This is a genomic window from Photobacterium obscurum (assembly GCF_026191635.1).
GTDB lineage: Bacteria > Pseudomonadota > Gammaproteobacteria > Enterobacterales > Vibrionaceae > Photobacterium > Photobacterium obscurum.
The window spans coordinates 52794-78957 of sequence record NZ_JAKRRW010000009.1; the positions used below are offsets into that span (position 1 = coordinate 52794).

Genomic DNA, 26164 nt, shown 5'->3' on the forward strand with positions numbered 1-26164 from the left:
CTTAAGACGTTACTCTATGTCTCATGTCGCTTTTAGGTGACATCCCATTAAAGCTTCCAGTGGCGTTCCCTTTGGGCGCGTTTAAAATCCCTTTATACTACGTTAATAAATTTCAATTTAGACACTAGATTTTCAATTTATCGCCTTGTCTAAAAGGATTTTAACTCTCGCTGAATTGATCAGATAATTAGTGGATTTGGTATTAGCATTCCAACAAAAGAAATGTCGAGAAAAAGTATGAAGTCACCTGTCGATAGCCTACTGAATAATCATGAAAAGCTCATTCATTCGGAAGGGGTTAAAGTCACCTCGCATACCCAGCGTGATGATGGGGATTGGGTATTGCATACACTGATGATTGAGGCCTGTGATGTACCGTTTAAATTTAAACGCAAGAAAAGGTACAAAAGCCTGAAAGGAGCGAAGGTTAATATGACCTACTACCCTGGTATAGAAACTGTCGCAGGCTTTGAGATTGAGGTTATGAAGGTGGTTAGGATTAAGCTGTATTAGTATTAGCTATTTCACAATGTTGATTTTCTTTGGTTGGCGGGTTACTTAAACTGTCAGAAATTGGTGTTTGATGATGGCAATAGGCGCATGTCTGAATATTAAGCTCTAGAACGTGGATTAAAGTTGCGTTGTTACAATGACGGCAGGAGCCTAAAAAAATAAGCGAGTGGTTCTTTTCTTTGGGCAGTTCAGCAGACATCTCAGATTCCTTTCCGTTTGTCTTTCAGTGTACTTAAAATGTAGGCTTTATTAACTAAAAGGGTAGACCAAATATGTTGGTATGCAACCTGGTTTAGTGCGCTTGCTTATACCATACCTATAGCTTGTAAGTCATAGAGTTATTTTATGTAACTCACCTCTTAGTTTTTCGCAATTACTATTTTCTTTATTGATGCTGTCTTAGCATTTTGTCGCTGTTATGCCGTTGGCGATTCAAGCTTTGCATAAACTGATTGAACACGACAATTTTATGAGCGAGTTCAAATTTATCAGTAATTTATGCATAGCGAGTCAGACGAAATCTATAGTAAAAGTTGAACTAACAAAATAGTTACAACTTGGATTGTAACAATGTGCAAGGAGAGCAAGATGGTTTTCAAGGATGTCATCAAGAAACTAGCAGTATCTGTAACGGTTGCCGGTGTGCTGCTGACCCCACTTTTTGCTAATGCAGCCAAGGTTGAATATAAGTGGAAAATGGTCACGACTTGGCCGAAGAATTTTCCAGGCCTTGGAACTGGCGCCAATGATCTCGCCAAACTGATTGGAGAAATGAGTAATGGCCGTATTCAGGTAAAAGTTTACGGAGCGAAGGAGCTTGTTGGTGCATTGGAAGTGTTCGATGCGGTATCACGCGGTACTGCCGAGATGGGGCACGGCGCGGGGTATTACTGGAAAGGAAAAGTACCCGCAGGTCAATTTTTTGCCGCTGTTCCTTTTGGGCTGACGGCGCAGGAAATGAATAGCTGGATCTACAGTGGTGGAGGCTTGGCGCTCTGGCAAGAAGCATATGCTCCTTTTGGCATTATCCCGATGCCAGCAGGCAATACCGGTGTTCAGATGGGGGGGTGGTTTAACAAGGAAATTAATTCACTCAATGATCTGAAAGGATTAAAGATGCGTATTCCAGGCCTTGGCGGTGAAGTACTCAAGCGCGCGGGGGGGACTCCGGTTTTATTGCCCGGTGGGGAAATATTTCCGGCACTGCAGTCAGGTGCTATAGATGCGACAGAGTGGGTCGGCCCTTATAACGATATGGCTTTTGGGCTTCATAAGGCGGCGAAATTTTACTACTACTCTGGTTGGCATGAGCCAGGTACTACGCTTGAGGCGCTGGTCAACAAGAAGGCTTTCGAAAAACTTCCCAAAGATTTACAGGCAATCGTCTTGAATGCCACTCGGGTTGCAAATGCCAATATGCTGGCGGAATACACGGCACGAAACAATGCGGCTTTGGGACGCCTGGTTAAGGAGCATAAGGTCGATTTGCGTCCGTATCCGGCCGAGGTACTTGAGCAGCTAAAGGCATTGTCTGAGCAGGTGGTTGAGGAAGAAGCTCAAAAAGATGCGATGAGCAAGAAAGTCTATGCGTCGTATAAAGCATTTCGCGATCAGGCTGTTGACTGGCATGAACTTTCCGAACAGTCATACCTCAATGCAAGGAATCCGCAATAAGTGATACGTGTCGGCTTGAAATTCCAATATCGTAAATAACGGGATGAATGTTGTATGGATACACCTTCTCCTTTGTTGCTTCGCCTGATTCGAACTATAAATCGATTTAGCGATTTTACCGGTCGGATTGTGTCATGGTTTGTGCTGGCTATTGTTCTCATCACCTTTCTCGTGGTTGTGATGCGCTATATTTTCAATATCGGTTCGGTATTTCTCCAGGAATCAATTACGTACTTTCACAATTATGTAATTATGCTTGGGGCGGCTTATGCCCTCCTGAAAGGAGCCCATGTCAGGGTCGATATTTTCTACCGTCCTATGCCGTTGCGAAAAAAAGCTTGGGTTGACCTCATTGGCTTTTTCCTATTACTGCTTCCCACTTGTGGCTTTGTATTTTATATCTCCTGGGAGTATGTTGCCTTCTCTTGGCAGATGCTGGAGGGCTCGCAAGAGGCGGGAGGGATTAATGCCCGTTATTTGTTCAAAACCTCAATTTTGCTGATGCCAGCACTGATGATCCTGCAGGGGATTGCTGAATGTCTAAAATGCATCCTGATATTGAGCGGCTATGAATCAGCTGTTGAGGCACTGAATGAACACGTCGAGGAGCATGGGTTATGATTGAAATGCTGCCACTGCTGCTGTTCGGCTTTGTGTTTATTGTCTTGCTGGCTGGCTATCCAGTTGCGTTTTCCTTGGCCGGTTCTGCATTATTATTTGCCCTCATAGGTACGTTTACTGAGACTTTTGACCCGGTATTTCTAGAAGCCATTCCGAATCGCCTTCAAGGCATACTGTCCAATGAGCTCTTAATCGCTATTCCGCTATTTGTGTTTATGGGCGTCATGCTCGAGAAGTCGAAAATAGCCGAAGAGTTGCTCGATACAATGGGGCTGGTGTTTGGTGGTTTGGCAGGCGGATTAGGACTATCTGTTACTTTGGTTGGTATGCTGCTGGCTGCCAGTACCGGGATTGTTGGTGCGACGGTCGTGACGATGGGGCTACTTTCTTTGCCGACAATGGTGCGACGCGGCTATTCGGCAGAAGTGGCGACAGGTACTATCTGCGCGTCAGGCACCTTAGGTCAAATTATTCCTCCTTCCATCGTTCTTGTTTTACTGGGTGATGTGATTTCTTCTTCGTACCAGCAGGCGCAACTCGATCAGGGGATCTTTGCACCAGAAAGTATTACCGTCGGCGATCTGTTTCTTGGGGCTTTGATCCCGGGGTTTATTTTGGTTGGGCTTTATTGTATTTACCTGATCATCATTGCTGCAGTGGCTCCGGAAAAGGTTCCACCGATCCCTAAGGAAGAGCGTAAGGTCAGCAAAGAGTTGTGGATGCAGGTACTAACGGTTCTTTTCCCGCCTATTCTACTAATAGTGTTGGTGCTGGGCTCAATTCTGGGAGGGATCGCAACACCGACAGAGGCCGCATCAGTTGGCTCTGTCGGGGCAATGCTTCTTGCCAAGGTAAAGAAGAGCTTTACTGTTGGTATATTACGGGAAGTAATGCGAAGCACGACCGAAGTGACGGCCATGGTATTTATGATCCTGATCGGTGCTTCAGTGTTCTCGCTGGTATTCCGTGGATTTGGCGGTGATGATCTGGTTCGCGAGTTTCTCACTAATCTGCCCGGAGGTGTGTTTGGTGCAGTATTACTCGTTATGTTAGTCATGTTCCTGCTGGGTTTTTTCCTCGACTTCATCGAAATCACCTTTGTGGTCATTCCGATTGTCGCCCCGATCTTGCTGAGTATGGATCTTGACCCGGTTTGGCTGGGCATAATGATTGCGTTAAATCTTCAGACCTCTTTTCTGACGCCACCATTTGGCTTCTCACTCTTCTATTTGCGTGGGGTTGCTCCAGATGCCATTTCAACCCAGCAGATATACCGTGGGGTAATCCCCTTCATTGCTATTCAGTTGTTGGTGATCGGGATGTTGGCGTACTGGCCGTCCTTGGCAACCTGGTTGCCTGACATTGTTTATGGCTAGTTTATCCGCAAGTCATTTGGATTAGCCTTGTTAGAAATAGCACGTCGATATAATGGTGACGTGCTCGTTTTTATTTGTCCTCAATCAGAACCACGACTAATTCACGAGGACCATGGGCACCATAGGCAAGTGTTTGTTGAATATCCGCTGTTTTTGATGGCCCTGATATCAATACTGAGTTGGTTGGCATACCTGTGTGCCAGGCTTGTTCATGCATGAGTTCGGTAAAATTATTCGCCAGTGTGGACCGCTTGATGATTGCAATATGGGTGGGGGGAACCAGAGAGAGGGTACGAGGCTCTTGGCTGTCGGGCCACAGAACCAGCGTCCCGGTATCGGCAATTCCTGCCAGGCAATGGGTGATACCGGCATCGACCTGCTCGAACAATTTAGTTTTCAACCTCTTAATGTCACGTTCAAAGACTACCGGTTGAGCCTGTTGGGTGGCCTGTTCAATGGCGGGCAGAAACTCTCCTCCAGTTCCTATCGCGATGTGACTCAGCTGTTTATCTGCGAGGAGCTGACTTAATACGCTCTCCAGTTGTTCGGCAGTGGTGCTGAAAACTTCAGCATGGCTTGCCGTTAGGCCGTCAACAAATCGTTGTTGGAGCTCTGTTTCAGAAGTCGCCGTCCAGGGTTGATAGGCTGAGGTGTCTGAATGCCTTAGGGGGGCATCGACTTCACGGAGGCGAGACAAAATCGTTTGACGTGCTTTGCTCATTGTTCTCTCCTTATTTTTTCCGTGATTTCAGCAGTTGGTGCAGGGTTTTATCTGCAGGTTTTGGCGCGGTTCGGCACTGGGTCCATGGTTCAAGACGGCGGGGGATCAGGGCTTTCAGTTTGGTCGCTGCCAGTGTACCGGTGTGGTACAGCGTTGGATGCGTGGCCGCAAAAGCGAAGCTTTTCATCGCCAGTTTCTCTGCAGTATTGGCCGCTGCTTGCTGGCCATCAATGGCTTCCGTACCCAGAGCGGGCGGGTTTTTGGATTCATGGCGCAGGCGTTGTAGTAGTTCAGGGATCGGAATGCGTACCGGGCAGACTTCACCACAGGCGCCACATAAACTGGATGCCGTGACTAAATCTTTGGTCTTTTCCAGCCCCATCAGGTGCGGAGAAATGATTTTACCAATCGGGCCCGGGTAAACCGTACCGTAGGCATGGCCACCGATACGGGTATAGACCGGACAGTGGTTCATACAGGCACCACAGCGAATACATTGCAGGGTTTTACGCATTTCTTCATCGCGATAAGCCTGCGAGCGGCCATTGTCGAGCAAAACAAGATGAACTTCTTCCGGTCCATCCAGTTCGCCTTCCCGACGTGGTGAGCTGATCATATTGAAATAGGTGGTGATGGCCTGGCCTGTTGCCGAACGGGTAAGGGCACTTAAGAGCGGGGGAACATCAGTCAGAAATTCTACCACCTTTTCGATACCGGTGATGGCGATATGTACATTGGGTACTGTAGTACACATCCGGCCGTTACCTTCATTTTCGACCAGGCATAGCGTTCCGGTTTCAGCGACGGCAAAATTGACCCCGGACAGGCCGACATGGGCATCATGAAACTTCTGGCGCAGTCGACTTCGACCAGTTTGGATCAGCGCATCGACATCCAGCGTCGGGGTAAAGTCGTCAAGGTTGTGCTCGAAGGTATCACTGACCTCCTGCTTGTTCTTGTGAATGGCCGGCATAATGATATGAGACGGCTTGTCACCGTCCAACTGAACAATGTATTCCCCCATATCACTTTCTAAACATTCGATGCCCAGCTCAGCCATTTCATGATTGAGTTCAATTTCTTCACTCACCATGGACTTGCCTTTGATAATCATCTTGGCGTGGTGCTTCTGAGCAATCTTGGCAATGATGATGTTGGCTTCCTCGGCATCTTGCGCCCAATGCACTTGCATGCCATTTTGGATACAGTTGGCCTCAAGCTGTTCGAGTAAGTCGGGTAGCTTGCTCAGGCAGCGTTGGCGAATGGCTTCAGAGAGATCACGAATGCGTTTCTCTTCAGCCAGATCGGAAAAGGCGGTTTTGCGTTTGTCTCGCAAGTAATCCATAGCACCGCGAAAGTTTTGGCGAAGCTGTTTATCGGCTAGTGCGTCTTTGGCCTGAGAGTGGAACAACTGCGGAGACGGTTCTGATTTATGTTCTGCCATGTTATTTTCCCCCAGTCCGTTCCAGTAAGAAGCTGGCAAGGTGACGGCCGCGCATTGGCTTACCTTGATATTCCAATGCGCCATTAATGTTCAGCAGGCAGCCCCAGTCTGCGCTGACGAGTTCTTCGGCCTGGGTCTCAGACAAGTGACGAGTTTTGTCTTCAACCATAGCCTGGCTGATATTTGGGTGGCGAACGGCAAAGGTACCGCCAAATCCACAGCATTCACTCTCGTAGGCTTGCTCTCGCAACTCAACGTTGTCGAGTTGTTTGAGTAGCTGGGCCGCTGTAACGTGGACATTCATTTCCCGCCTGGCGGCGCAGGATGTGTGCATGACGACTGAGGTTGCTTCGCCTTGATCGGTAAGTTTCACGCGGCATACGTTTACCAGAAACTCTGTGAACTCAAAGACACGATCACAAAAGGCATTCACTTCAGTGTGGTTATCGTCAGCTTTGAACAGGCGGCGATAGTGGTGATGCATTGTACCGCCGCAGGAGCCGGACAATACAATGACTGGCCAGTCTTCTTCAAAGAGTGCCATCTGGCTGAGGGCGACTTGTTTGGCTTCCTGATCATAACCCGAGCTGTAGGCGGGTTGCCCGCAACAGGTTTGTTTCTCGATAAAAATGACTTCAATGCCCTGCTGTTCCAGCAACGTAATGGCATCGAGTCCGGCTTCCGGGTCGAACATATCAACCAGACAAGTCGCGTAGAAGTACACCTTATCCGGTTTGGCAGGGTAAATACGCATCTGAATACTCCTGTTATCTATGTTAACCGTTGCTATTTTGATTGATCGTAGTTGTTTGATAGCGATTAGCTGTTAATGAAAAGAGAAAGTGCTAATTTATATGAATAAACGCTGCACTTTCTCTATGGGTTGGCGATATTGCTGTAAGTTGTACAGTTACATGCTGAATAACGGCTTATCGGTATTTACTGAGACAGCGTTAATGCATCTGAGATGTTGAAGCTGTATATAATGGTTAGACCAATTATCCCAGTCATGACAAGGTAGTAGAACGTTGGGATTACGGTTTTACGCAATGTAGCCCCTTCACGTCCAAGCAACCCGACAGTCGCAGATGCGGCAACGACGTTATGAATTGCGATCATGTTACCGGCAGCTGCCCCCACCGCTTGTAGTGCGACAACTGCGGCACTAGATATGCTCAGAGTCTGTGCCACTTCAAACTGGAACTGACTGAACATCATGTTTGAAACGGTGTTGGAACCTGCGATAAATGCACCGAGAGCACCAATTGTGGCACTGAGAGCCGGGAAGAAGTCGCCGACTAGCCCGGAAGCGAAGTTGGCTGTCGTCACCGGCATACTGGCCAAATCGGCCGCATTGACGCCTGAGTTGATGAAGATACGTACCATAGGAATGGTGAATACCAGTACGAAGCCTGCACCAACCAGTGTTTTGCTCGATTCACCCAGTGATTTAACTAAAGGCGCAGCTTTACGAGATTGCAGAATAACCGCCATCAGGGCGACGAACACCAGGATACCGCCAGGCAGATACAGAGGCTGAATCGCAGCGCTGATACCTGTTTCGCCAAGAATATTGCTGAATGAAAGGCTGATCCCGGTTAGGAAGCTTTTAAAGTCTGTACTGACGCGGCTGGCAACCAGTACGACAGCGAGTAGTACATAGGGAGCCCAGGCAAGTGCCATATTCATTGGCTTTTTCTCGCTCTCGGTCAGATCCATTTTCAAAGAACCTAACCACTCTTCAGGCCACTTGTCCTCGCTTTCGAAATCCCAGTGGTTTTTAGGAACCAGAAACTCTTTCTTGGCTGCGGTTACCACAATAGCCAGGCCGACAAGACCACCGATCAGAGAAGGGAATTCAGGTCCAAGAAAGACGCCGGTTAACGCATAAGGAATGGTGAATGCAAGGCCGGCAAAAATGGCAAAAGGTAGGATTTCCAGCCCTTCTCTCCAGCATTTTTTCTTACCAAAAAAGCGAGTCAGCATCATTGTCATTAATACTGGCATCAATGTTCCGACCGCTGCGTGGATCAGGGCTACATTGCTAGTGATTTGCTGCAGATAAATATCCCAGGTAGAGCCATTGGCAATCAGTGCTTCTGTAATGTTATGAGTATCTAGGCCTTTGTTTACACCTACAATGATCGGAGTTCCAACAGCACCGAATGATACGGGGGTAGATTGAATCATCATACCCATCACAACTGCAGCCAAAGCCGGGAAACCGATAGCAACCAAAAGGGGAGCGGCAATGGCGGCAGGGGTACCGAAGCCCGAAGCACCTTCAATAAATGAACCAAAACACCAGGCAATAATTATTGCTTGTACACGGCGGTCGGTTGAAATATCGGTAAAGCCACTTCGGATTGTTGCAATCGCCCCGGTGTGCTTCAGCGTATTCAGCAAGAATATGGCTCCGAAGACGATCCACAATACGGCGACTGTAATTAGCAGCCCCTGGATCGATGAAGCAATGACGCGAGTTGCAGACATATCCCAGATAAACAGGGCTATACCCACGGTTAATATGAAAGCCACAGGCATGGCACGTTTCGCTGGCCAGTTTAATCCCACCAAAAGTACGGCGGCGACCACTATGGGTGAAAATGCAATTATTGCAAGTAGTGTTTCGTTCATGACATTACTTCCTTTGTACTGCTGTTTTGTATCAAACGTTGTCAGGCGTTGTTATGGAGTGTAGGGGTTTTGTTAATTTGGTGTGACATTACCGCTTTATTTTTTCTTGATATAGGGAAATAATGAAAAAGATTAATTCCAAAAGTTGATAAATCATGGCGAAAACAGACGATCTGATCCTCTTTGCCCAGGTGGTGGAATGTGGCTCATTCAGCAAAGTGGCCGAGCAGAATTCTCTTACAAACTCTGTGGTTAGCAAGCGAATTGCGAGGCTGGAAGAAGACTTGGGGGTGCAGCTTTTGTACCGTACCACTCGAAAGTTAACCGTAAGTGAAGCCGGCAAAGTCCTTTATCAAGGTGCGAAAAATGTGAAGCAGGCAGCAATCGAAGCGGTTGATGCGGTAAGTGGCTATGGGGAAAAAGTCAGCGGTCATGTCAAAATGTCAGTGCCGACTATTTCTGGTGACCTGTTGCTTGCAGATGCTGTGGCTGAGTTTTGTATGCTTCACCCGGGAATGACAGTTGATATGTCACTGGATAATCGTTTTGTGGATCTGGTGGAAGACGGCTATGACTTGGTGATCCGTACGGGTTACTTAGAAGACTCAAGTTTAATTGCAAGGCACATTCTGGATTCACAGTGGGTAATTTGTGCGGCTCCGTCATATATCAGTCGGGTTGGCAGGCCGATGGAGCCGGAAGATTTGGTGAACCATAATTGTCTGAAGTATGCCTATCAGACAACAGGGGCGGCAGAGTGGCAATTTGTTGGTGAGCAGGGAAACTATATTCTGCATGTTAGCGGAAACTTCTCGACCGATAATGCGACAGCGTTGAGAAAGGCGGCATTAGGGGGATATGGCATCGCCTATGTACCTCGTTGTCTTGTATATCATGATTTTATTGATGGTAAGCTGGTCGATTTATTTCCTGATAAAGTTGGAAAAAAGCTCGGGATCTATGCTGTTTATCCTTATACACGCCAGCCGTCCCAGAAAATACGTTTGCTCATTGAACACATTCGAGAACGTTATTTGTCAATGCATTACTATTTTTGACGGTATGTAATTGAACGGAAATTGTGTTTATTTAAACAATTTTCGAGAGTAACAATTTTTCTAGCAGATATACTTTGGGTAGGTAAAAATATAAAGATAAAGGAAAATCAATGAACTGGTATATTCACGTACTAAAAAACTATGCCGTATTTAAGGGCCGGGCACGGCGGCAGGAGTACTGGTATTTCTTCTTGTTTAACGTGATTATCAGTATTGCGTTGGCATTTATAGATAGTGCCATGGGTAATCCTGGGGCGGGAGAAGGCGCTGGTATTCTTGGTACGATATATTCGTTGGCAATTCTTATTCCGAGTATTGCTGTTGGGGTTCGTCGGTTGCATGATACCGATCGCAGCGGCTGGTGGATGCTACTCGGTATTATCCCGCTGATCGGTGCATTGGTTTTGATTTATTTCTTTGTTCTGGATAGTGCTCCAGGCAGTAATGAATATGGCCCGAATCCGAAAGAGGGTGGTCCAGATTCGTTAGGCCAGTTTAAAGTCTAAGAGCTCCAATAAGATCGATTTTCAACTCAATATACAATAAGCCCAAATCTAATTCTTGCTTATTGCCATTAAATTCAATGCTTTATTTTGTTTGTTCTCAGTTGTGAGAACTGAGAACAGATAGTTAGCAATTCAAATCGTATTGAAATTAAGAAAACTAAATCTATTCAGTGATTTAATTTAAAAATGCTTCTTATTCGCACTTTTTATAAACTAGTTTAAAGCATCTACAATTAACAAAGTTAAGCCATTACCTCCTATCAATTTATATAGGAGGTAATAATTTATTGTCTAAAAATGAAGTGTCTGTAGGTGGTGGTTTAACAATGTTTTTTGTTGGCTAATAAAATATCAAGTGATGCCACATGATGTTTGTGGAGAGTCGTGATGAAGAGAATGAACAAGGTAGCATTGTCAGTTTTGGCGGTATGTATCGGTTTTTCCGGTTTCACCATAGCGTCTAGCGACAAGAGTAACAAGAAAGATTCATATGAAAACTCGTCCTATAAAAGTGATGAAAAATCAAAAGGAAAGCATAAAGGTAATAAACATAAGTATAAAGATTACTATGACTATTACGGCTATAAAAGCTATAAGCCATACCATGAGGATACAAAGCAAAGACTGGCTTTGAACTTGGTGGGTAAAAACTACATGTACGAAAAGTATGTGCCTGATATCGATGGAGATGGTTATCCAGATCTTGCTTCTTGTTTTGATGTCGAGCTTAAAAATATAGCTGATGGCGAACTTGTTGGTACGGCAACTGACTGTCTTTCTGACATAACTCCAGCTGGCAATGGCGATGGGGTGAAATTAATTGGTACCACATTCTTCAATTTACCCGGCGGTCAAATTGTTACCCGAGGTCTTACTACGGTTCAGCCTGTTTTACAGCCTACGGTAACGCCTGATGGTGAGTATATAACCCACATTACCGGTGCTTCCAGTGATAAAAATAGTGTTCTGAAAGCAACAGGCGACTATGAATGGCTTCGTGGCACTGTGCGGCTGTCAGGGATGGTGAATCTAGAAAAATTCTCCAATACTGTTGGTGACCCGATCTTCTTTGATTGTTTGTTCATTATTGATTTGAAGAAAGTGAATCGCGATCACCCCTATTGGAATAAGTGGTATAAACATTACTTCTATCAAGATTACTATGCAGCCCATTATGGCGATGATACTGATGACTCAGGCGATGATTCGTACGAAGACCCATATGATGATTCGGGCGATGATTCATACAAAGATCCATATGATGACTCGGATGATGACTCATACGAAGACCCATATGATGATTCGAAAGATACCTATAGCTCTTCAGGTTATTAAATCTTCATGTAGAAATTACGCTTTTGGTTAACGTTTAAAAAGCCTAAAGCAAACGCTTTAGGCTTTTTAGTCTGTTGTGTAATTATTGTTTCGCAGCTATCCAGGTACGATAACCCCCAATAAGGTTCTTTGCCTTGTAACCATTGTTGACTAGTTGGCGGTAGGCAACATTGCCACGGAGTCCGACTTGGCACAAGATCACAATTTCTTTATCCTTCGGTAGCTCATGGAGCCGTTGGCGTAAACTATCAACTGGAATGTTGATTGCACCGGGAATTGTCCCAAGTTTGTCCAGCTCAGCCGGATTACGAACATCTAGTAATAGCTGATCATTTCGTAGATTATCGACTTGATCAAAATGGATTGGTGTCAAATCACCTTTGATGATGTTGTTAGCCACAAACGCGGCCTGGTTGATCACATCCTTTGCCGAGCCATAAGGTGGCGCGTAGGTCAGTTCAAGGTGCTGGAGTTGTTCAACCGTCATACCGGCACGTTGGGCAACGGCCATGATATCGATACGTTTGTCGACGCCGTCTTTGCCCACAGCCTGTGCACCCAAGATCTTGCCAGTTTCCGGAGCAAACAGCATCTTGAAAGATACGATTTCTGCACCGGGATAGTAGCTGGCATGGCTTGCGGTATGGACATAGACCTTCTCAAAGCAGACGCCTTCACGTTTGAGTGTTTTTTCGTTTTTACCTGTCGAGGCAACGGCCAGGTCGAACACCTTACAAATCGCTGTCCCTTGTGTGCCTTGGTAGGTCTCTCTACGGCCAAACATGTTGTCGGCAGCCATACGTCCCTGACGGTTAGCTGGGCCTGCAAGCGGAACAAGTGTCGGATTACCTGTTACAAAATCGGTTTCTTCAACCGCATCGCCAACTGCATATATAGCAGGATCACTGGTTTGCATTGAATCGTTGGTATAGATCCCGCCAAGCTCGCCAATCTTTAAACCCGCTTCAGAGGCTAACTTGGTTTCCGGACGCACCCCGATAGCCATGATTAAGATGTCGGTGTTGAATGTATCGCCGTTATTCAGGCTAAGCGTAAGCTCACCGCATAGGTGTTGATGCTCAGGGCTTTCGCCTGCATCTTCGTTGGCGACAGAGTCACTTGGCTGGTAGTTAACAGACTCGAGAGCGACTCCCAGGCGGAGGTCGATGCCTTTACTGCGAATTTCTTGATGGACAAAGCCTGCCATCTCTTTGTCGACAGGTGTCATTACCTGGTCCGCCATCTCAATCAATGTGGTCTTGATACCGAGTTGGTGGAAGGCTTCCATCATTTCAAGGCCAATAAACCCACCGCCTACAACCGTTGCATGTTCAGGCTTGTTCATCTCGATAGTTTTGATGATCTTGTCCATGTCCGGAATGTTACGCAGAGAGTGGGTCAGTGGGTTATCAATCCCAGGGATAGGCGGAACAACAGGTGCTGCGCCGGGGCTTAACAGCAGAAAGTCGTAGCTTTCAATATATTCACTGTTATCGAGGGTGTTGCGGACGGTAACTGTTTTGTCTGAGCGATTGATGCTTACCACTTCGTTCATCACCCGAACATCCACATTGAAACGGGCGAGAAAGCTTTCTGGTGTCTGAAGCAGCAGTTTACTGCGATCCTGGATATCCCCGCCAATATGGTAAGGCAAACCACAGTTGGCAAATGATACGAACTCGCCACGCTCAAACATAATGATTTCAGCATTTTCGCTGAGACGACGAGCGCGTGCCGCTGCAGATGCGCCGCCAGCCACGCCACCGATGATGAGGATTTTGGTCATTACACTCTCCTGTAAGAATTGGCAATGCTGGAAAAGTTACGGCTTCGCCTTGTGTTATAGCAATGGTTATCACTATAAAACCATTAATTAGCAAAGTCTAATTTAATTTTATCTAATTTATCCTTGACTGAAATATGAATTTTAGTAATCTCTAATTTAAAGAAGGGTTTTAATTATGCAAAGTGAGAGAGTAGGAGAGTGTGATGGAGTTTGAAATTCCGTGGGATGCCTTGTTCGGAGGCGTGCTGTTAGGACTGTCTGCAAGTGTACTGCTGTTGATCAACGGAAGAGTTGCCGGGATCAGCGGCATTGTTTCAGGCTTGCTGAAGCCGGTAAGCGGTGAGGTTTTATGGCGGGTGCTTTTTATCATAGGGATGATTTCCAGCGGGCTTTTGGCGCCCAAACTGGGTTTTGAATTACCGCAGTCATTGCCAGTTAGTTCGTTCTTTTGGGTGGGAGTTGCAGGATTACTGGTCGGGATAGGGACGAAAATCGGTAATGGGTGTACCAGCGGCCACGGTATTTGCGGGATGGGGCGTTTGTCAGGGCGCTCAATTGTCGCCACAGGCGTGTTTATGGCTGTGGCTGTTGCCACCGTGTTTGTCCGTTTGCATTTGTTCTAATTCACCTTTACTCGGAGATTGATAATGAAAATGTCGTTACAGGCGGTCGCCTCACAGTTAATCGCGGCTTTATCCGGAGCCTTGTTTGGCTTGGGAATGATGATTTCAGGTATGGTCGACCCGCAGCGGGTTATTGGCTTTTTAGATATTACCGGCGAATGGGATCCAAGTTTGATGTTTGTGATGGGGGGAGCATTGGCGGTATTTATGCCCATCTACCTTTTGGTGATAAAAAAACGCACCGCCCCCGTATGTAGCCCGCGGTTCAGGCTGTCCAATAATCGTATGATTGATAAGAAGCTTGTGGGCGGCGCTGCATTGTTTGGGCTAGGCTGGGGGATTGCGGGTATTTGTCCAGGACCTGCAGTGACGTCCATTTCAGGCCTGAATCCTTCAATGCTGATATTTATTGCAGCAATGCTGTTTGGCATGCTTGCTGCTGGTTTTGTCGTGAATAAGCAGGAAAAGAGCGAGATTATTACCCATAGCTGATAAGAAGGGCGCGATTAAGTGCCCTTTGATACACTACTTTTAGCGATTAAACCACTGTAACGATTCGCTTAACGTTGTCACACTGCCGATAACGATCAAAGCCGGGCTTTGGGCATGTTGTGCAAGCTCTGCCAAGTTAGCTAAGTTACCTGTGAGTACACGCTGCTCTTCGCGTGTACCATTTTCGATAATGGCACACGGAGTGTCTGCGGCCAGACCATGCGTGATCAGCTTGTCGCTAATGTGGCCACTCTGCTTTAGTCCCATATAGAACACCAGCGTATTGTTCGACTGTGCCAGTGATGCCCACTCAATTTCTCGACCGTCTTTTTGGATGTGGCCTGTAATAAACTGAACGCTTTGCGCGTGGTCTCGATGCGTTAATGGTATTCCCGCATAAGCTGTCGCGCCGGCTGCTGCAGTAATGCCCGGAACAACCTCATACCTGATCCCGTGTTTAGCCAATTCTTCCAGCTCTTCACCACCTCGCCCGAAGATAAAAGAGTCGCCGCCTTTTAGGCGAACAACACGTTTCCCTTCTTTGGCTTTGTCGACTAAGATCTGATTAATCTGATCTTGCGGCACACAGTGAAAATCCAGTTTTTTACCGACATAAATCATTTCGGCATCTGAGCTTGCCAATGCCAGAATTTCCTTTGATACCAGACGATCATAGACCACCACTTCTGCTTGTTGGATCACGCGGTGTCCCTTTACGGTGAGCAAGTCCGGATCACCCGGCCCTGCACCAACAAGAGAAACAAAACCGCTGTTTAACGATGTGTGATTGGTGGTCATAGCAATGCCTATCAATTCAATGGATGGTGAAGGGTAAGAGCTGGCCCCGTATAATCCGCGCAGGGCCAGATAGGGTGATTAATTAGTGCTTAACACTGGCTCTGCGTGAATCTCTGCATCATTTTCTACGTCAATTGCTGGTGCTGTTTTTGCGTGAGTGAGGTATAGAGGCACACACGTAAATAGAAGACCACCCACTAGGTTGCCTAGCACTGTTGGGATAAGGTTCCAGTTCAACCAAGTCGCGATACCGAAATCAGCGCCTAGCATCATACCTAGTGGGAATAGGAACATGTTGACTACCGCGTGTTCAAATACGAGTGCGAAGAAGATAAAGATTGGTAGCCACATTGCTGCAATTTTGCCTGCTACAGAACGGGCTGTCATGTTACCAATAACACCTAAACAAACCATTAAGTTACAAAGAATGCCTTTAACGAACACAGTGATCCAACCATTCATACCATGTTCGGCGTAACCCACAGTACGTGCTGTCGCAGCGGCAATGAATTTTTCACCGACAGCACCCGCTTCGACGCTGAAGTTCATCGTGAATGTTAGTGCAACAAGGAAAGCAACAAGCAGTGAACCGATAAGGTTACCTAGACCAACATAGCCCCAACAGCGCAGGATGCGGCTCCAGGTGATGCCTTTGCGGTTTTCAAACTTAGCCAGTGGTGCAAGACCAAAAACACCCGTCAGCAGGTCGTAACCCATCAGGCTTAGAATACAAAAACCTACTGGGAAGACTAAAGCGCCAACAATGCCGACACCGGTTTGTACGATAGTTGTAATGGCTACAACAACGGCCAGAGAAAGAATAATGCCTGCCATCGTGCCGCGTAAGATCAGGTCACGAGTCGATGTGCGCACTTTCGCTTCGCCAGTGTCGATCATCGTCTGAACGAATTCAGCAGGTTTGTTATAAGACATAATAATCCTTATTATCAGAAGTTTAAAAATTAAAAGTTAAGATTGAATAGACAAAGGCTCCCTGTTCCTCTCCGTAAAATCCAGCTCGGAGCAAGAAGCCTTTTCGCTATTAAATCTCGGCGAATGTCACCTTAGGGGCGTCCTTCACACCCTAGGCAGCAATTTCTACCTTGCTGTCTGTAACACGAGCTTCGAACGCTTTGATATTGAAACGCTCATCTTCCATGCATATGCCGGAGCTCAAGTTGAAGCGCTGCTTTTTAAGCGGGCTGGCTACCCAAAGCTCACCCTGGTGCTCACAAATCAGACCGCGTGACAATACGTTTGAACGGGCAAATGGGTCCATGTTGCTGATAGCAAAAACCTGCTCTTCTTCGCTTGGACGGAAAACCGCCACTTGCTGACCGCCGATCAGTGCGCAAACGCCAGTTCCTGGGGTGATGTCGGTGATATCGCAAACTTGTTCAAAAGCCATGATTAGTTCTCCAGTTCCACGTGTAGGATGTCGCCTTTAGCTTCAGGGTGTTTTTCGGTGAACGTTGCCGGACGGTGCTGGTCACGCTCTGGAACAAACACGACGTTGTCGTCACGCATATCTGAGTTGATGAAGTGGGCAAAGCGGGTCAGTTGGGATTCGTCTTCAATCGTGTCTTTCCACTCACAACGGAATTCATCAACCAGACGGGCAACATCGGCTTCCAGCTGAGCGTTAATGCCAAGTTTGTCCTCGATGATAACTTCACGCAGGTAGTCCACACCGCCTTCCATGTTATCCATCCATACTGATGTGCGCTGTAGTGGTGCTGCAGTGCGGATGTAGAACATCATGAAGCGGTCGATGTACTTAATTAGCGTTTGCTGATCCAAATCGGTGGCCAGAAGATCGGCGTGGCGAGGTTTCATACCTCCGTTACCACACACATACATGTTCCAGCCTGCGTCAGTAGCGATGATGCCAAGATCTTTGCCCTGTGCTTCGGCACACTCACGGGTACAGCCTGATACACCGAACTTCATCTTGTGTGGGGTACGGATGCCTTTGTAGCGGTTTTCGATGAATGAACCCAGACCTACCGAATCTTGTACACCGTAACGACACCAGGTAGAGCCAACACACGTTTTCGCCATACGTAGTGCTTTAGCGTAGGCCTGACCTGTTTCGAAACCTGCGTCAATCAGCTTGCGCCAGATTTCAGGCAAGTCATCTTTCTGAGCGCCGAACAAGCCGATACGCTGAGCACCTGTTACCTTGGTGTACAGGTTATATTCCGCCGCCACGTTAGCCAGTTCTGCGAGTGCTTGTGGTGTGACTTCACCACCCGCCATACGCGGAATGACAGAGTAAGAGCCGTCTTTCTGGATGTTGCCAAGGAAGTTGTCATTAGTATCGTGCAGCTTTACCAATTGTGGCTTGAGGATGTGATCACCCCAGCAAGACGCCAGAATCGAACCAATTGCAGGCTTACAGACTTCACAACCGTAACCTTTGCCGTATTTTTCAAGCAGATCGTCGAACGTCTTGATTTCTTCGATGCGGATCAGGTGGAACAGCTCCTGGCGAGAGTAAGCAAAGTGCTCACAGATATCGTTTTTCACTTCGATACCTGTTTTCGCCAGCTCAGCGTTCAATACAGACGTGACCAGAGGGATACATCCACCACAACCAGTACCTGCGCCGGTGATGGCTTTGATGTCAGCCAGTGTATGGTGACCTTCTGCGACAGCTTGTGCGATCTTGCCTTTAGTCACGTCGAAGCATGAACAAATCACAGCACTTTCAGGCAGCGCGTCTGGGCCGAGAGACGGCTTTTCCGCGCCTGCATGTGCCGGAAGGATCAGTGTGTCAGGATGTTTGGGTAGGTCGATGTCGTTCAGCATCAGCTGGAGCAGATCGCCGTAGTCTGACGTATCACCAACCAGCACCGCACCAAGCAGTTTCTTTCCGTCTTCAGAAACGATGATGCGCTTATACACTTCTTCGTTTTCATCGAGGTAGACATAGCTCTTGCAGTTTGGAGTACGGCCATTGGCATCACCGATACTACCGACCTTTACACCCAGCAGTTTCAGCTTGGCACTCATGTCGGCACCTTCAAAGGCATTGTCGTCCCCGAGCAGGTGGCTGACAGCTACCTGCGCCATCTTGTAGCCAGGTGCCACCAGACCGTAGAACATTTCGTTCCAGGACGCACACTCACCAATTGCGTAAACATCTTCATCCGAGGTGAGACAGTTATCGTTGATGGCAATACCGCCACGACGGCCAGTGGCCAAGCCACACTGCATCGCAAGCTTGTCCTGCGGGCGGATACCGGTCGAGAATACGATGAAGTCGACTTCAAGTGACGTACCGTCGGCAAAGTGCATGGTGTTACGTGCATTCTCGCCTTCAGCAACGATCTCTTTGGTATTTTTTCCGGTGTGGACATTCACGCCGAGTTTTTCAATTTTCTTGCGTAGCTGTTCACCGCCTTGAGGATCGAGCTGCTCTGCCATTAAGACGGGGGCAAACTCGACAACATGGGTTTCGACGCCAAGTGCTTTCAGTGCGCCAGCGGCCTCGAGACCAAGCAAGCCACCACCTACAACGACACCGCTTTTACTGCGTTTGGCGGTTGCTTCAATGGTTTTTAAATCTTCAATGGTGCGGTAAACGAAACAGTCTTTACCTTCATTACCTTTAATCGGTGGAACCCAAGGGTAGGAACCCGTTGCCATGATCAGTTTGTCGTACTGAATTTCACGACCGGTATTCGAGTGGATGATTTTTTGAGCGCGGTTGATGGTGATAGCACGTTCACCAATCAGAACGTTGATGCCGTGTTTTTCGTAGAAGCCTTCTTTGACCAGGGAAAGCTCTTCGGCTGTATGGTGGGAGAAATAAGAAGACAGGTGAACCCTGTCATATGCGATGCGTGGTTCTTCACAGAAAACAGTCACTTCGTAGTTTTCCATGTCTGCTCTATCGACTAATTCTTCGATATAGCGATGGCCGACCATACCGTTACCGATAATCGCCAATCTGACTTTGCTCATAAGATCCTCTTAACAAAGGCGTTAAATCTGAGGCAATAGTAATAAGACGGGTTATGAAGGAATATGACGTAAATCAACTACAAACCTAAACACCCCTAAAGTGGTAGATTCATACAAATCAATGACTTATCGATTGGGTTTGTTAATGATTTAACTACTCTATGAAGGTATATTACGAAAGTAATGGTGAAATATGATGATAAAATATTGTTATAGATGATTGTTGACAGGGAAAAGGGGTGCTTAAAGATTGCACAGTTGAAATAGAGGAGGGTTGTAACACTGTCAATTTTTGGTAAAAGAAGAGCATGTTCCAAGGCGTGCAGGAGGCAGGGATGACTGTCGCTATTAAAACCGTTGCTGAAAAATTGCTAAGCCCCGACATCTTGCTTCAGGCAAAAAAACATGGGGCGTTGAATGCATTGGAGGCTGTGTATACCAAAGCACGCTATGCCAGATTTACCCGGGTAAAATGGGGAGCCGATTTCTATGATGGGATCCAGTTCGATGACGGAAGCTATATTAGCGTACGCCCCGGTCCATTTAACCGCTTGATGCTGGTTGTGAGTGATTCTGGCACTCAATTTGGTAAATAAGAAGATGAGTATTTATCCCCTTGGTTAAGTGACATCCAAGGGGATTTTTCTTGGAATAGACTTTAGAATTTATCACGATCATATTTGGTATCAAAGATTCCAATAATGGTTGTTGTGATTTATCGGCCAGAACCTTAAGTTGCTAATTGACCAAACGAAAACAGAACAATCAACGGATGAATGTTCTTATAAGCAGGGATATATCGTTTTTTGGAGTACGATAAATGAAACTTAATTCAGCAAGGCTGCCAGATTCAGCCGTAAGCTGCTTATCGCATGCGACTAGCATTGCGACACCATCACATCGACATTCTGCCAGCTCTCCTGCCTTTACTTCCCAGTATTACGGCTTTTTTGCCTTTTCTCGATTTAGCTCTTTTAGCTATTAATCTTTCGTCTTGCCAGTTGGCTCGATCTCCGTTTGTTATCTGTTGAATACCATTTTTGCTGCTGACCACAGTTGATATCGAATACGATCGAACGCCAAAAGACAAAATTTTCACATCTGCTTAAGAACTAGATGACCATAGAGTCTTGGAGCAGAAACCGATCCAATTTTTTCAGAGATAATTGTTGTGAATTTAAAGTTATTAGGAAGCTCGCTGATCATTGCAGGGACAGCGTTAGGTGCCGGAATGTTGGCTATCCCAATGGTATTGTCACAGTTTGGCCTGGTATGGGGCACACTGCTGATGCTGGTGATTTGGTTAGGCACAACTTATGCGGCTTTATTACTGTTAGAAGCCAGTATTAAGTCTGGCGGCGGGCTGGGAATGAATAGTATTGCCCGTAAAACATTGGGCAAAGGCGGGCAGTTAGTCACGAATGGACTGCTGTATGCACTGCTGGTGTGTCTGCTGATGGCTTATATTATCGGGGCTGGCGATTTAGTGAAAAAGCTGGTTGCTGGAATGGGACTGGAACTGACCATGATGCAGTGCCAGATAGCCTTTACCCTTATCGCTGGTGTGATTGTTGCAGCCGGTACGTCGGTGATCGACAAGCTTAATCGTGCCTTGTTTACCATTATGGTCGTGATGCTTGCTCTGACATTGATGTCACTGGTTCCAACCATCTCGATAGAGAACCTGATGGAAGCAACGAGCACTAGCAAAATTGAACTGATTAAAACCAGCTCAGTACTATTCACTAGCTTTGGCTTTATGGTCGTGATCCCATCTCTGGTTTCTTATAACCAGGAAGCGACGCATAAGCAACTACGTAATATGGTTATTATCGGCTCACTGATCCCATTGTTCAGTTACCTGCTTTGGCTGTATGCGGCGATGGGTAACTTGTCTTCTGAGCAGATGGTGAGCTTTGCTAATGTCTCGGAATTGATTGCAGCGCTGGGTGCTGAGCATCGAATGATTAACTTGGTTCTTTCTATCTTCACTGGATTGGCACTGCTGACTTCTTTTTTGGGAGTGGCCATGGCGCTGTTTGACCAAAATGCCGATACGTTCAAGCAGAATCGCGCCGTAACCTATGTTTTGACATTTATTTTTCCTCTGATGGGAGCGCTATGGGCTGCTGATCAGTTCCTGTCTGTGCTCGGCTATGCGGGAATTATCCTAGTCTTCCTAGCGATTTTTGTTCCTATGGCTATGACTATGAAGGTTCGTAAGGTACAGAAGAATCAAGAGGCTGTAGCAGAGACCTATCAGGCAGGTGGTGGCCAGATTGCGATGGCAATGAGCTTTCTGTTTGGCTGTTTCTTGTTAACTGCTGAATTGATTTAAGGTTTTATTCATTGCGATAAACTACAGTGTTTCGCTAACGACAAACTGTACAATCTAATAGACACAACAAAAGGGCGTTTACCGAGGGGTAAACGCCTTTTTTATTTTCAGAGATAGTTGTTGAAATCGAAAAAGGCATCATGGTTTGACCGAACAACAATGCCCTGGTTAGAGAACCCCTAAGTGACCAAACGAAGGTTTCTACAGCTTTCCCTTGGAGTAACACAGGGAATAGGATGGAAAGCTGCTATCTCATTCAACGCGTTGATCATACGTATTTTATCTATCTTCGGCTAGAGAGTGGCCTGTATCTCTCGCAACATGATAGCCATTGATGTGTAAACTATATAATACACTTGATCAAATTATCGCCTGTTGGCTATGGTGTCTGTAGTTGTTAAGTGTTATTGATGAATCTTAAAGGGAACTAAAAAAAGGAGAGGGTATGTTTTGGGAGGAGGCTGAACGCGTGAGCCGACAAGCATTGGCGAGTGGTAAGCTGATGCCTATTACAACCGCAGCGGAGGTACTCCTTGAAGGCGGGGTTAACTTTCTTGGCCATGTTGTTACCCATAATGCGAGCAAAAAGCTGGTCACTATCAGTAGCCCACAAAATCCATTTCTTCCTTATGATCCGTCTTTGTATGTTGGTGAGGCAGGTACTAGCCATGTTTGCCTGCTCAACAAGTTCCCGGTGCTATCGCCTCATTTATTGATTTGCTCAAAAGACTTTGTTCTCCAATCATCACCATTATCGCTGGGTGATTTCCATGCCTGGTTGCTTGGCTTTACGGGCAGTGATGTACTGGGCTTTTACAATAGCGGGCCAATCGCTGGTGCAAGCCAAACCCATCGACATATGCAGGTGGTTAAAACGGATATACCGCTTGAAGAGGCAATCATTAAACGCCAGCTGCCATTTAAACACTTTCTATATACTTTCACAGAGCTTGATGCTGGTTACTTGTATCAATGTTATATACAGGCCTTGAAGTCATTATTAGAGCTTGGGGAGGGGGAGATGCCTTATAACATCCTTCTTACTGAACGCTGGATGCTGGTTGTGCCACGCTCAACCAATAATATTAATCAGGTGTTTGCCAATGGCCTTAACTATAGTGGACGTTTCCTGGTTAAACAACCTGCGCAGCTCGACTGGCTACAGCAGTATGGCATTATGCGATATTTGACTGAATGTGGTATGGGTTAGTAACGAGCAGTGCGGCTTCCCAATTTCTTGGAAGCGGGTAAGGGGGGCGATGAATATTTATGGTAAAAAATAACCCCGATGGTTTGCACCATCGGGGTTAGTATCAGCTAAAGCTTAAAGGAAGAATTACTTCTTCGCGTTAGCTTCTTTAGCTGCTGCAATTACTGCTTCTGCAACGTTTGCAGGACAAGCTGAGTAGTGTGAGAACTCCATAGAGAACTGACCACGACCAGAAGTCATTGTACGTAGGTGACCGATGTAACCAAACATTTCTGATAGAGGAACGTCTGCTTTAATACGAACACCAGTAGTACCAGCCATCTGATCTTTGATCATGCCACGACGACGGTTAAGGTCACCGATAACATCACCAACGTGATCTTCTGGAGTGAACACGTCTACGTGCATGATTGGCTCTAGAAGCTGAGCACCTGCTTTAGGCATAGACTGACGGAATGCACCTTTCGCTGCGATTTCGAATGCTACTGCAGATGAATCGACTGCGTGGAAGCCACCGTCGAATAGTTCAACTTCAACGTCAAGAACAGGGAAACCAGCAAGAACACCAGTGTCCATCATGCCAGCAAAACCTTTCTCGATTGCAGGCCAGAATTCTTTAGGTACGTTACCACCAACAACAGTTGAAGAGAACGTGAAGCCAGAGTTAGGCTCACCTGGTTTGATACGGTAGTCGATCTTACCGAACTGACCAGAACCACCAGACTGTTTCTTGTGCGTGTAGCTATCTTCAACAGGCTGAGTGATAGTTTCACGGTAAGCAACCTGAGGCTGACCAACAACTAGGTCTACGCCGTAAGTACGCTTAAGGATATCAACCTTGATGTCTAGGTGAAGTTCACCCATACCTTTAAGGATGGTTTCGCCAGTTTCTTCGTCAGTTTCAACCTGGAAAGATGGATCTTCTGCAACCATTTTACCGATCGCGATACCCATTTTCTCAGAACCGCCTTTATCTTTAGGCGTAACAGCAATAGAGATTACTGGTTCTGGGAAGATCATTGGCTCAAGAGTACACTCGTGCTTAACATCACATAGAGTGTGACCAGTCTGAACGTTCTTCATACCTACAACAGCGATGATGTCACCAGCTTGTGCAGATGTTAGTTCGTTACGCTCATCAGCTTGCATCTCAACCATACGGCCGATACGCTCAGTTTTACCTGTTGCGCTGTTAAGGATTGTGTCACCTTTCTTCATCACACCAGAGTAGATGCGGATGAAAGTAAGAGCACCGAAACGGTCATCCATGATTTTGAATGCTAGCGCTTTTAGTGGCTCATCAGCAGATACAGTTGCAACGTCGCCAGTTGGCTCACCAGTTTCTGGATCTGTTAGCGGCTGTGGGTCAACTTCAGTTGGAGACGGTAGGTAGTCAACAACTGCGTCTAGTACAAGCTGCATACCTTTGTTTTTGAATGCAGAACCACAGAACGTTGGGAAGAACGCTAGGTCACGTGTACCCTTACGGATACAACGCTTGATGTCTTCGATAGAAGGCTCTTCACCTTCCATGTAAGCTTCCATTAGATCATCGTCTTGCTCAACAGCAGATTCGATCATCTCTTCGCGGTAAGCTTCTACGTCATCAACCATATCCGCTGGGATTTCTTTGATTTCGTAGTTTTCAGGAAGACCTGTGTCATCCCAAACGTAAGCTTGACGGTTTAGTACGTCTACAACACCAACGAAGTCATCTTCACGACCGATTGGTAGAGTCATAACTAGTGGGTTAGCACCTAGAACGTTCTTAACCTGGTCAACAACGTTAAAGAAGTCTGCACCCATACGGTCTAGTTTGTTAACGAAGATCAGACGAGCAACTTCTGATTCGTTCGCGTAACGCCAGTTAGTTTCTGACTGAGGCTCAACACCACCAGAACCACAGAATACACCGATACCGCCATCAAGAACTTTAAGAGAACGGTAAACTTCTACTGTGAAGTCAACGTGTCCTGGAGTATCGATAACGTTTAGACGGTGATCATTCCAGAAACAGCTTACTGCTGCTGACTGGATAGTAATACCACGCTCAGCTTCCTGTTCCATGAAGTCAGTTGTTGATTCACCATCGTGAACCTCACCAGTTTTATGGATTTTACCAGTAAGCTTAAGGATACGCTCAGTAGTAGTGGTTTTACCCGCATCAACGTGCGCGAAAATACCAATGTTTCTGTATTTAGATAAATCTGTCATTGTTTTTCTCTATAAACAATTACGGTCACATGTCAGGGTGGGGAGTATATCACTGATTCAAACAAAGATTACAGAGCTCATGCACGATAAAATGAACATTTGCTTGTTTTTGCTTCGCCTTTTCCGCATTTCCAGACCAAATGCTCAATAAAACCACAGGTCTAACAAGTTGATAAGATAATCTGCTAGGAAATTGGCCTAACACAAGATGCTTATCTCACCTATAAGGTCATATTCTAACATACGGTTTGAGGCTTCCCTCTGCGTTGTTTGGTTCTGGACATGCTCTCTATGACTTAAATCGGATTAAGTCTAGTCTGATTACGCCTCTCTCTCCAGTTGCCTTGAGCTTTTTCCTGCGGTCATCTTCAGTAATATTGCGTATTACTGTTGCGTGCTATGGGGTGGGCTTGGGACATCAAATGGCGGCATTGCACCACATTGATAAGCAGCTTGGTGCGCATGTTTGTTCTTGTAACAAGTGATGCAATCAGTTGTCCATCCTGGTATAGAAAGCGGCGATATCAGCTAAGTCCTGTTCTTTCATCATTGATAACTGTTTCTTCATCATTTCGGCATAAATGCCTGAGCGCTTATTATCTTGGTAGGCTTTCATTGCGTTAAATAGGTAAAGTTCATTCTGACCGTTTAAATGTGGATAGTTAGGCTGGCTTGCAACCCCATTAGCCCCATGGCAAAACTGGCAGGAAAACGCTTTTATTTTACCGGCCTCGGCGTCTCCGTTGAGTGGGTTAGCGATTGCTGGTGTAGAGCCGAGAATGATGAAGGAAATTAACAGAGATACCTTTTTAAACATTATGTACTAAACCTTTCAATGTGTTAATGCCA

24 protein-coding genes are annotated in these 26164 nt (G+C 46.4%); 12 read left to right on the top strand and 12 right to left on the bottom strand.

Annotated elements, in window-relative coordinates:
• The first annotated feature begins 237 nt into the window (after positions 1-237).
• Positions 238-513, top strand: coding sequence for a hypothetical protein (locus MD588_RS13015; protein WP_265697758.1), 276 nt, complete (start codon positions 238-240; stop codon positions 511-513).
• On the opposite strand, the gene MD588_RS13020 is transcribed toward MD588_RS13015, so the two are convergent.
• Positions 500-712, bottom strand: coding sequence for a hypothetical protein (locus MD588_RS13020; protein ID WP_265697759.1), 213 nt, complete (start codon positions 710-712; stop codon positions 500-502). The genes MD588_RS13015 and MD588_RS13020 overlap by 14 nt on opposite strands.
• 389 nt (positions 713-1101) lie before the next feature.
• Between MD588_RS13020 and MD588_RS13025 the strand changes: the two genes are divergently transcribed.
• From MD588_RS13025 to MD588_RS13035, 3 genes are read left to right on the top strand one after another with little or no spacing between them, the layout of a single operon-like run.
• The gene (locus MD588_RS13025; RefSeq protein ID WP_265697760.1) at positions 1102-2187 is read left to right on the top strand and encodes a TRAP transporter substrate-binding protein; all 1086 of its coding nucleotides are present in this window, start codon (positions 1102-1104) and stop codon (positions 2185-2187) included.
• Between the two features lie 54 nt (positions 2188-2241).
• Positions 2242-2808 carry a TRAP transporter small permease subunit gene (locus MD588_RS13030; RefSeq protein WP_265697762.1) on the top strand — a complete coding sequence of 189 codons (567 nt, stop codon included), beginning with the start codon at positions 2242-2244 and terminating at the stop codon, positions 2806-2808.
• A gap of 5 nt (positions 2809-2813) precedes the next feature.
• Positions 2814-4184 carry a TRAP transporter large permease gene (locus MD588_RS13035; protein WP_265697905.1) on the top strand — a complete coding sequence of 457 codons (1371 nt, stop codon included), beginning with the start codon at positions 2814-2816 and terminating at the stop codon, positions 4182-4184.
• 70 nt (positions 4185-4254) lie between these two features.
• On the opposite strand, the gene MD588_RS13040 is transcribed toward MD588_RS13035, so the two are convergent.
• The 4 genes from MD588_RS13040 to MD588_RS13055 form a co-directional block, all read right to left on the bottom strand.
• Positions 4255-4905, bottom strand: a complete 651-nt coding sequence (locus MD588_RS13040; RefSeq protein ID WP_265697763.1) for a LutC/YkgG family protein — start codon at positions 4903-4905, stop codon at positions 4255-4257.
• A gap of 10 nt (positions 4906-4915) precedes the next feature.
• A complete protein-coding gene (locus MD588_RS13045; RefSeq protein WP_265697764.1) occupies positions 4916-6349 on the bottom strand; it encodes a LutB/LldF family L-lactate oxidation iron-sulfur protein in 1434 nt (477 codons plus the stop codon).
• Position 6350: 1 nt separating this feature from the next.
• Positions 6351-7103 carry a (Fe-S)-binding protein gene (locus MD588_RS13050; RefSeq protein WP_265697766.1) on the bottom strand — a complete coding sequence of 251 codons (753 nt, stop codon included), beginning with the start codon at positions 7101-7103 and terminating at the stop codon, positions 6351-6353.
• Between the two features lie 185 nt (positions 7104-7288).
• Positions 7289-8986, bottom strand: a complete 1698-nt coding sequence (locus tag MD588_RS13055) for an L-lactate permease (protein ID WP_265697767.1) — start codon at positions 8984-8986, stop codon at positions 7289-7291.
• Between the two features lie 155 nt (positions 8987-9141).
• Between MD588_RS13055 and MD588_RS13060 the strand changes: the two genes are divergently transcribed.
• The 3 genes from MD588_RS13060 (at position 9142) to MD588_RS13070 (ending at position 11885) form a co-directional block, all read left to right on the top strand.
• On the top strand, positions 9142-10044 hold the full coding sequence (locus MD588_RS13060; RefSeq protein WP_265697768.1) for a LysR family transcriptional regulator: 903 nt from the start codon (positions 9142-9144) through the stop codon (positions 10042-10044).
• 110 nt (positions 10045-10154) lie between these two features.
• Positions 10155-10550 (top strand): DUF805 domain-containing protein, encoded by a 396-nt coding sequence (locus MD588_RS13065; protein WP_265697769.1) that lies wholly within the window; start codon positions 10155-10157, stop codon positions 10548-10550.
• Between the two features lie 387 nt (positions 10551-10937).
• The gene (locus tag MD588_RS13070) at positions 10938-11885 is read left to right on the top strand and encodes a hypothetical protein (RefSeq protein ID WP_265697770.1); all 948 of its coding nucleotides are present in this window, start codon (positions 10938-10940) and stop codon (positions 11883-11885) included.
• A gap of 82 nt (positions 11886-11967) precedes the next feature.
• Here the strand turns inward: MD588_RS13070 and MD588_RS13075 are convergent, their stop codons facing one another.
• Positions 11968-13671, bottom strand: a complete 1704-nt coding sequence (locus MD588_RS13075; protein WP_265697772.1) for an FAD-dependent oxidoreductase — start codon at positions 13669-13671, stop codon at positions 11968-11970.
• Between the two features lie 203 nt (positions 13672-13874).
• On the opposite strand from MD588_RS13075, the gene MD588_RS13080 reads away from it, so the two are divergent.
• Together MD588_RS13080 and MD588_RS13085 are read left to right on the top strand one after the other, a co-directional pair.
• Complete coding sequence (locus MD588_RS13080; protein ID WP_265697773.1) at positions 13875-14294, top strand: YeeE/YedE family protein; 420 nt, start codon at positions 13875-13877, stop codon at positions 14292-14294.
• Positions 14295-14318: 24 nt separating this feature from the next.
• Positions 14319-14786: a YeeE/YedE family protein gene (locus tag MD588_RS13085; RefSeq protein ID WP_265697774.1), complete on the top strand. Its 468-nt coding sequence runs from the start codon at positions 14319-14321 to the stop codon at positions 14784-14786.
• A gap of 39 nt (positions 14787-14825) precedes the next feature.
• On the opposite strand, the gene cobA is transcribed toward MD588_RS13085, so the two are convergent.
• The 4 genes from cobA to nirB form a co-directional block, all read right to left on the bottom strand.
• Complete coding sequence (gene cobA / locus MD588_RS13090) at positions 14826-15584, bottom strand: uroporphyrinogen-III C-methyltransferase (RefSeq protein ID WP_265697775.1); 759 nt, start codon at positions 15582-15584, stop codon at positions 14826-14828.
• 78 nt (positions 15585-15662) lie between these two features.
• On the bottom strand, positions 15663-16517 hold the full coding sequence (locus MD588_RS13095) for a formate/nitrite transporter family protein (protein WP_265697777.1): 855 nt from the start codon (positions 16515-16517) through the stop codon (positions 15663-15665).
• Between the two features lie 151 nt (positions 16518-16668).
• Entirely contained in the window at positions 16669-16992 is a 324-nt protein-coding gene (gene nirD / locus MD588_RS13100; protein ID WP_265697778.1) for a nitrite reductase small subunit NirD, read from the bottom strand.
• Positions 16993-16994: 2 nt separating this feature from the next.
• The gene (gene nirB / locus MD588_RS13105) at positions 16995-19553 is read right to left on the bottom strand and encodes a nitrite reductase large subunit NirB (protein ID WP_265697780.1); all 2559 of its coding nucleotides are present in this window, start codon (positions 19551-19553) and stop codon (positions 16995-16997) included.
• Between the two features lie 335 nt (positions 19554-19888).
• Between nirB and MD588_RS13110 the strand changes: the two genes are divergently transcribed.
• The 3 genes from MD588_RS13110 (at position 19889) to MD588_RS13120 (ending at position 23101) form a co-directional block, all read left to right on the top strand.
• The gene (locus MD588_RS13110; protein WP_265697782.1) at positions 19889-20149 is read left to right on the top strand and encodes a hypothetical protein; all 261 of its coding nucleotides are present in this window, start codon (positions 19889-19891) and stop codon (positions 20147-20149) included.
• A 575-nt stretch (positions 20150-20724) separates the two neighbouring features.
• On the top strand, positions 20725-21891 hold the full coding sequence (locus MD588_RS13115) for an amino acid permease (protein ID WP_265697784.1): 1167 nt from the start codon (positions 20725-20727) through the stop codon (positions 21889-21891).
• A gap of 445 nt (positions 21892-22336) precedes the next feature.
• Entirely contained in the window at positions 22337-23101 is a 765-nt protein-coding gene (locus MD588_RS13120; RefSeq protein ID WP_265697785.1) for an ATP adenylyltransferase family protein, read from the top strand.
• A 126-nt stretch (positions 23102-23227) separates the two neighbouring features.
• Here the strand turns inward: MD588_RS13120 and fusA are convergent, their stop codons facing one another.
• Together fusA and MD588_RS13130 are read right to left on the bottom strand one after the other, a co-directional pair.
• The gene (fusA, locus tag MD588_RS13125) at positions 23228-25315 is read right to left on the bottom strand and encodes an elongation factor G (protein WP_265697786.1); all 2088 of its coding nucleotides are present in this window, start codon (positions 25313-25315) and stop codon (positions 23228-23230) included.
• A 490-nt stretch (positions 25316-25805) separates the two neighbouring features.
• Positions 25806-26132, bottom strand: a complete 327-nt coding sequence (locus tag MD588_RS13130) for a c-type cytochrome (protein ID WP_265697787.1) — start codon at positions 26130-26132, stop codon at positions 25806-25808.
• Between the last annotated feature and the right edge of the window lie 32 nt (positions 26133-26164).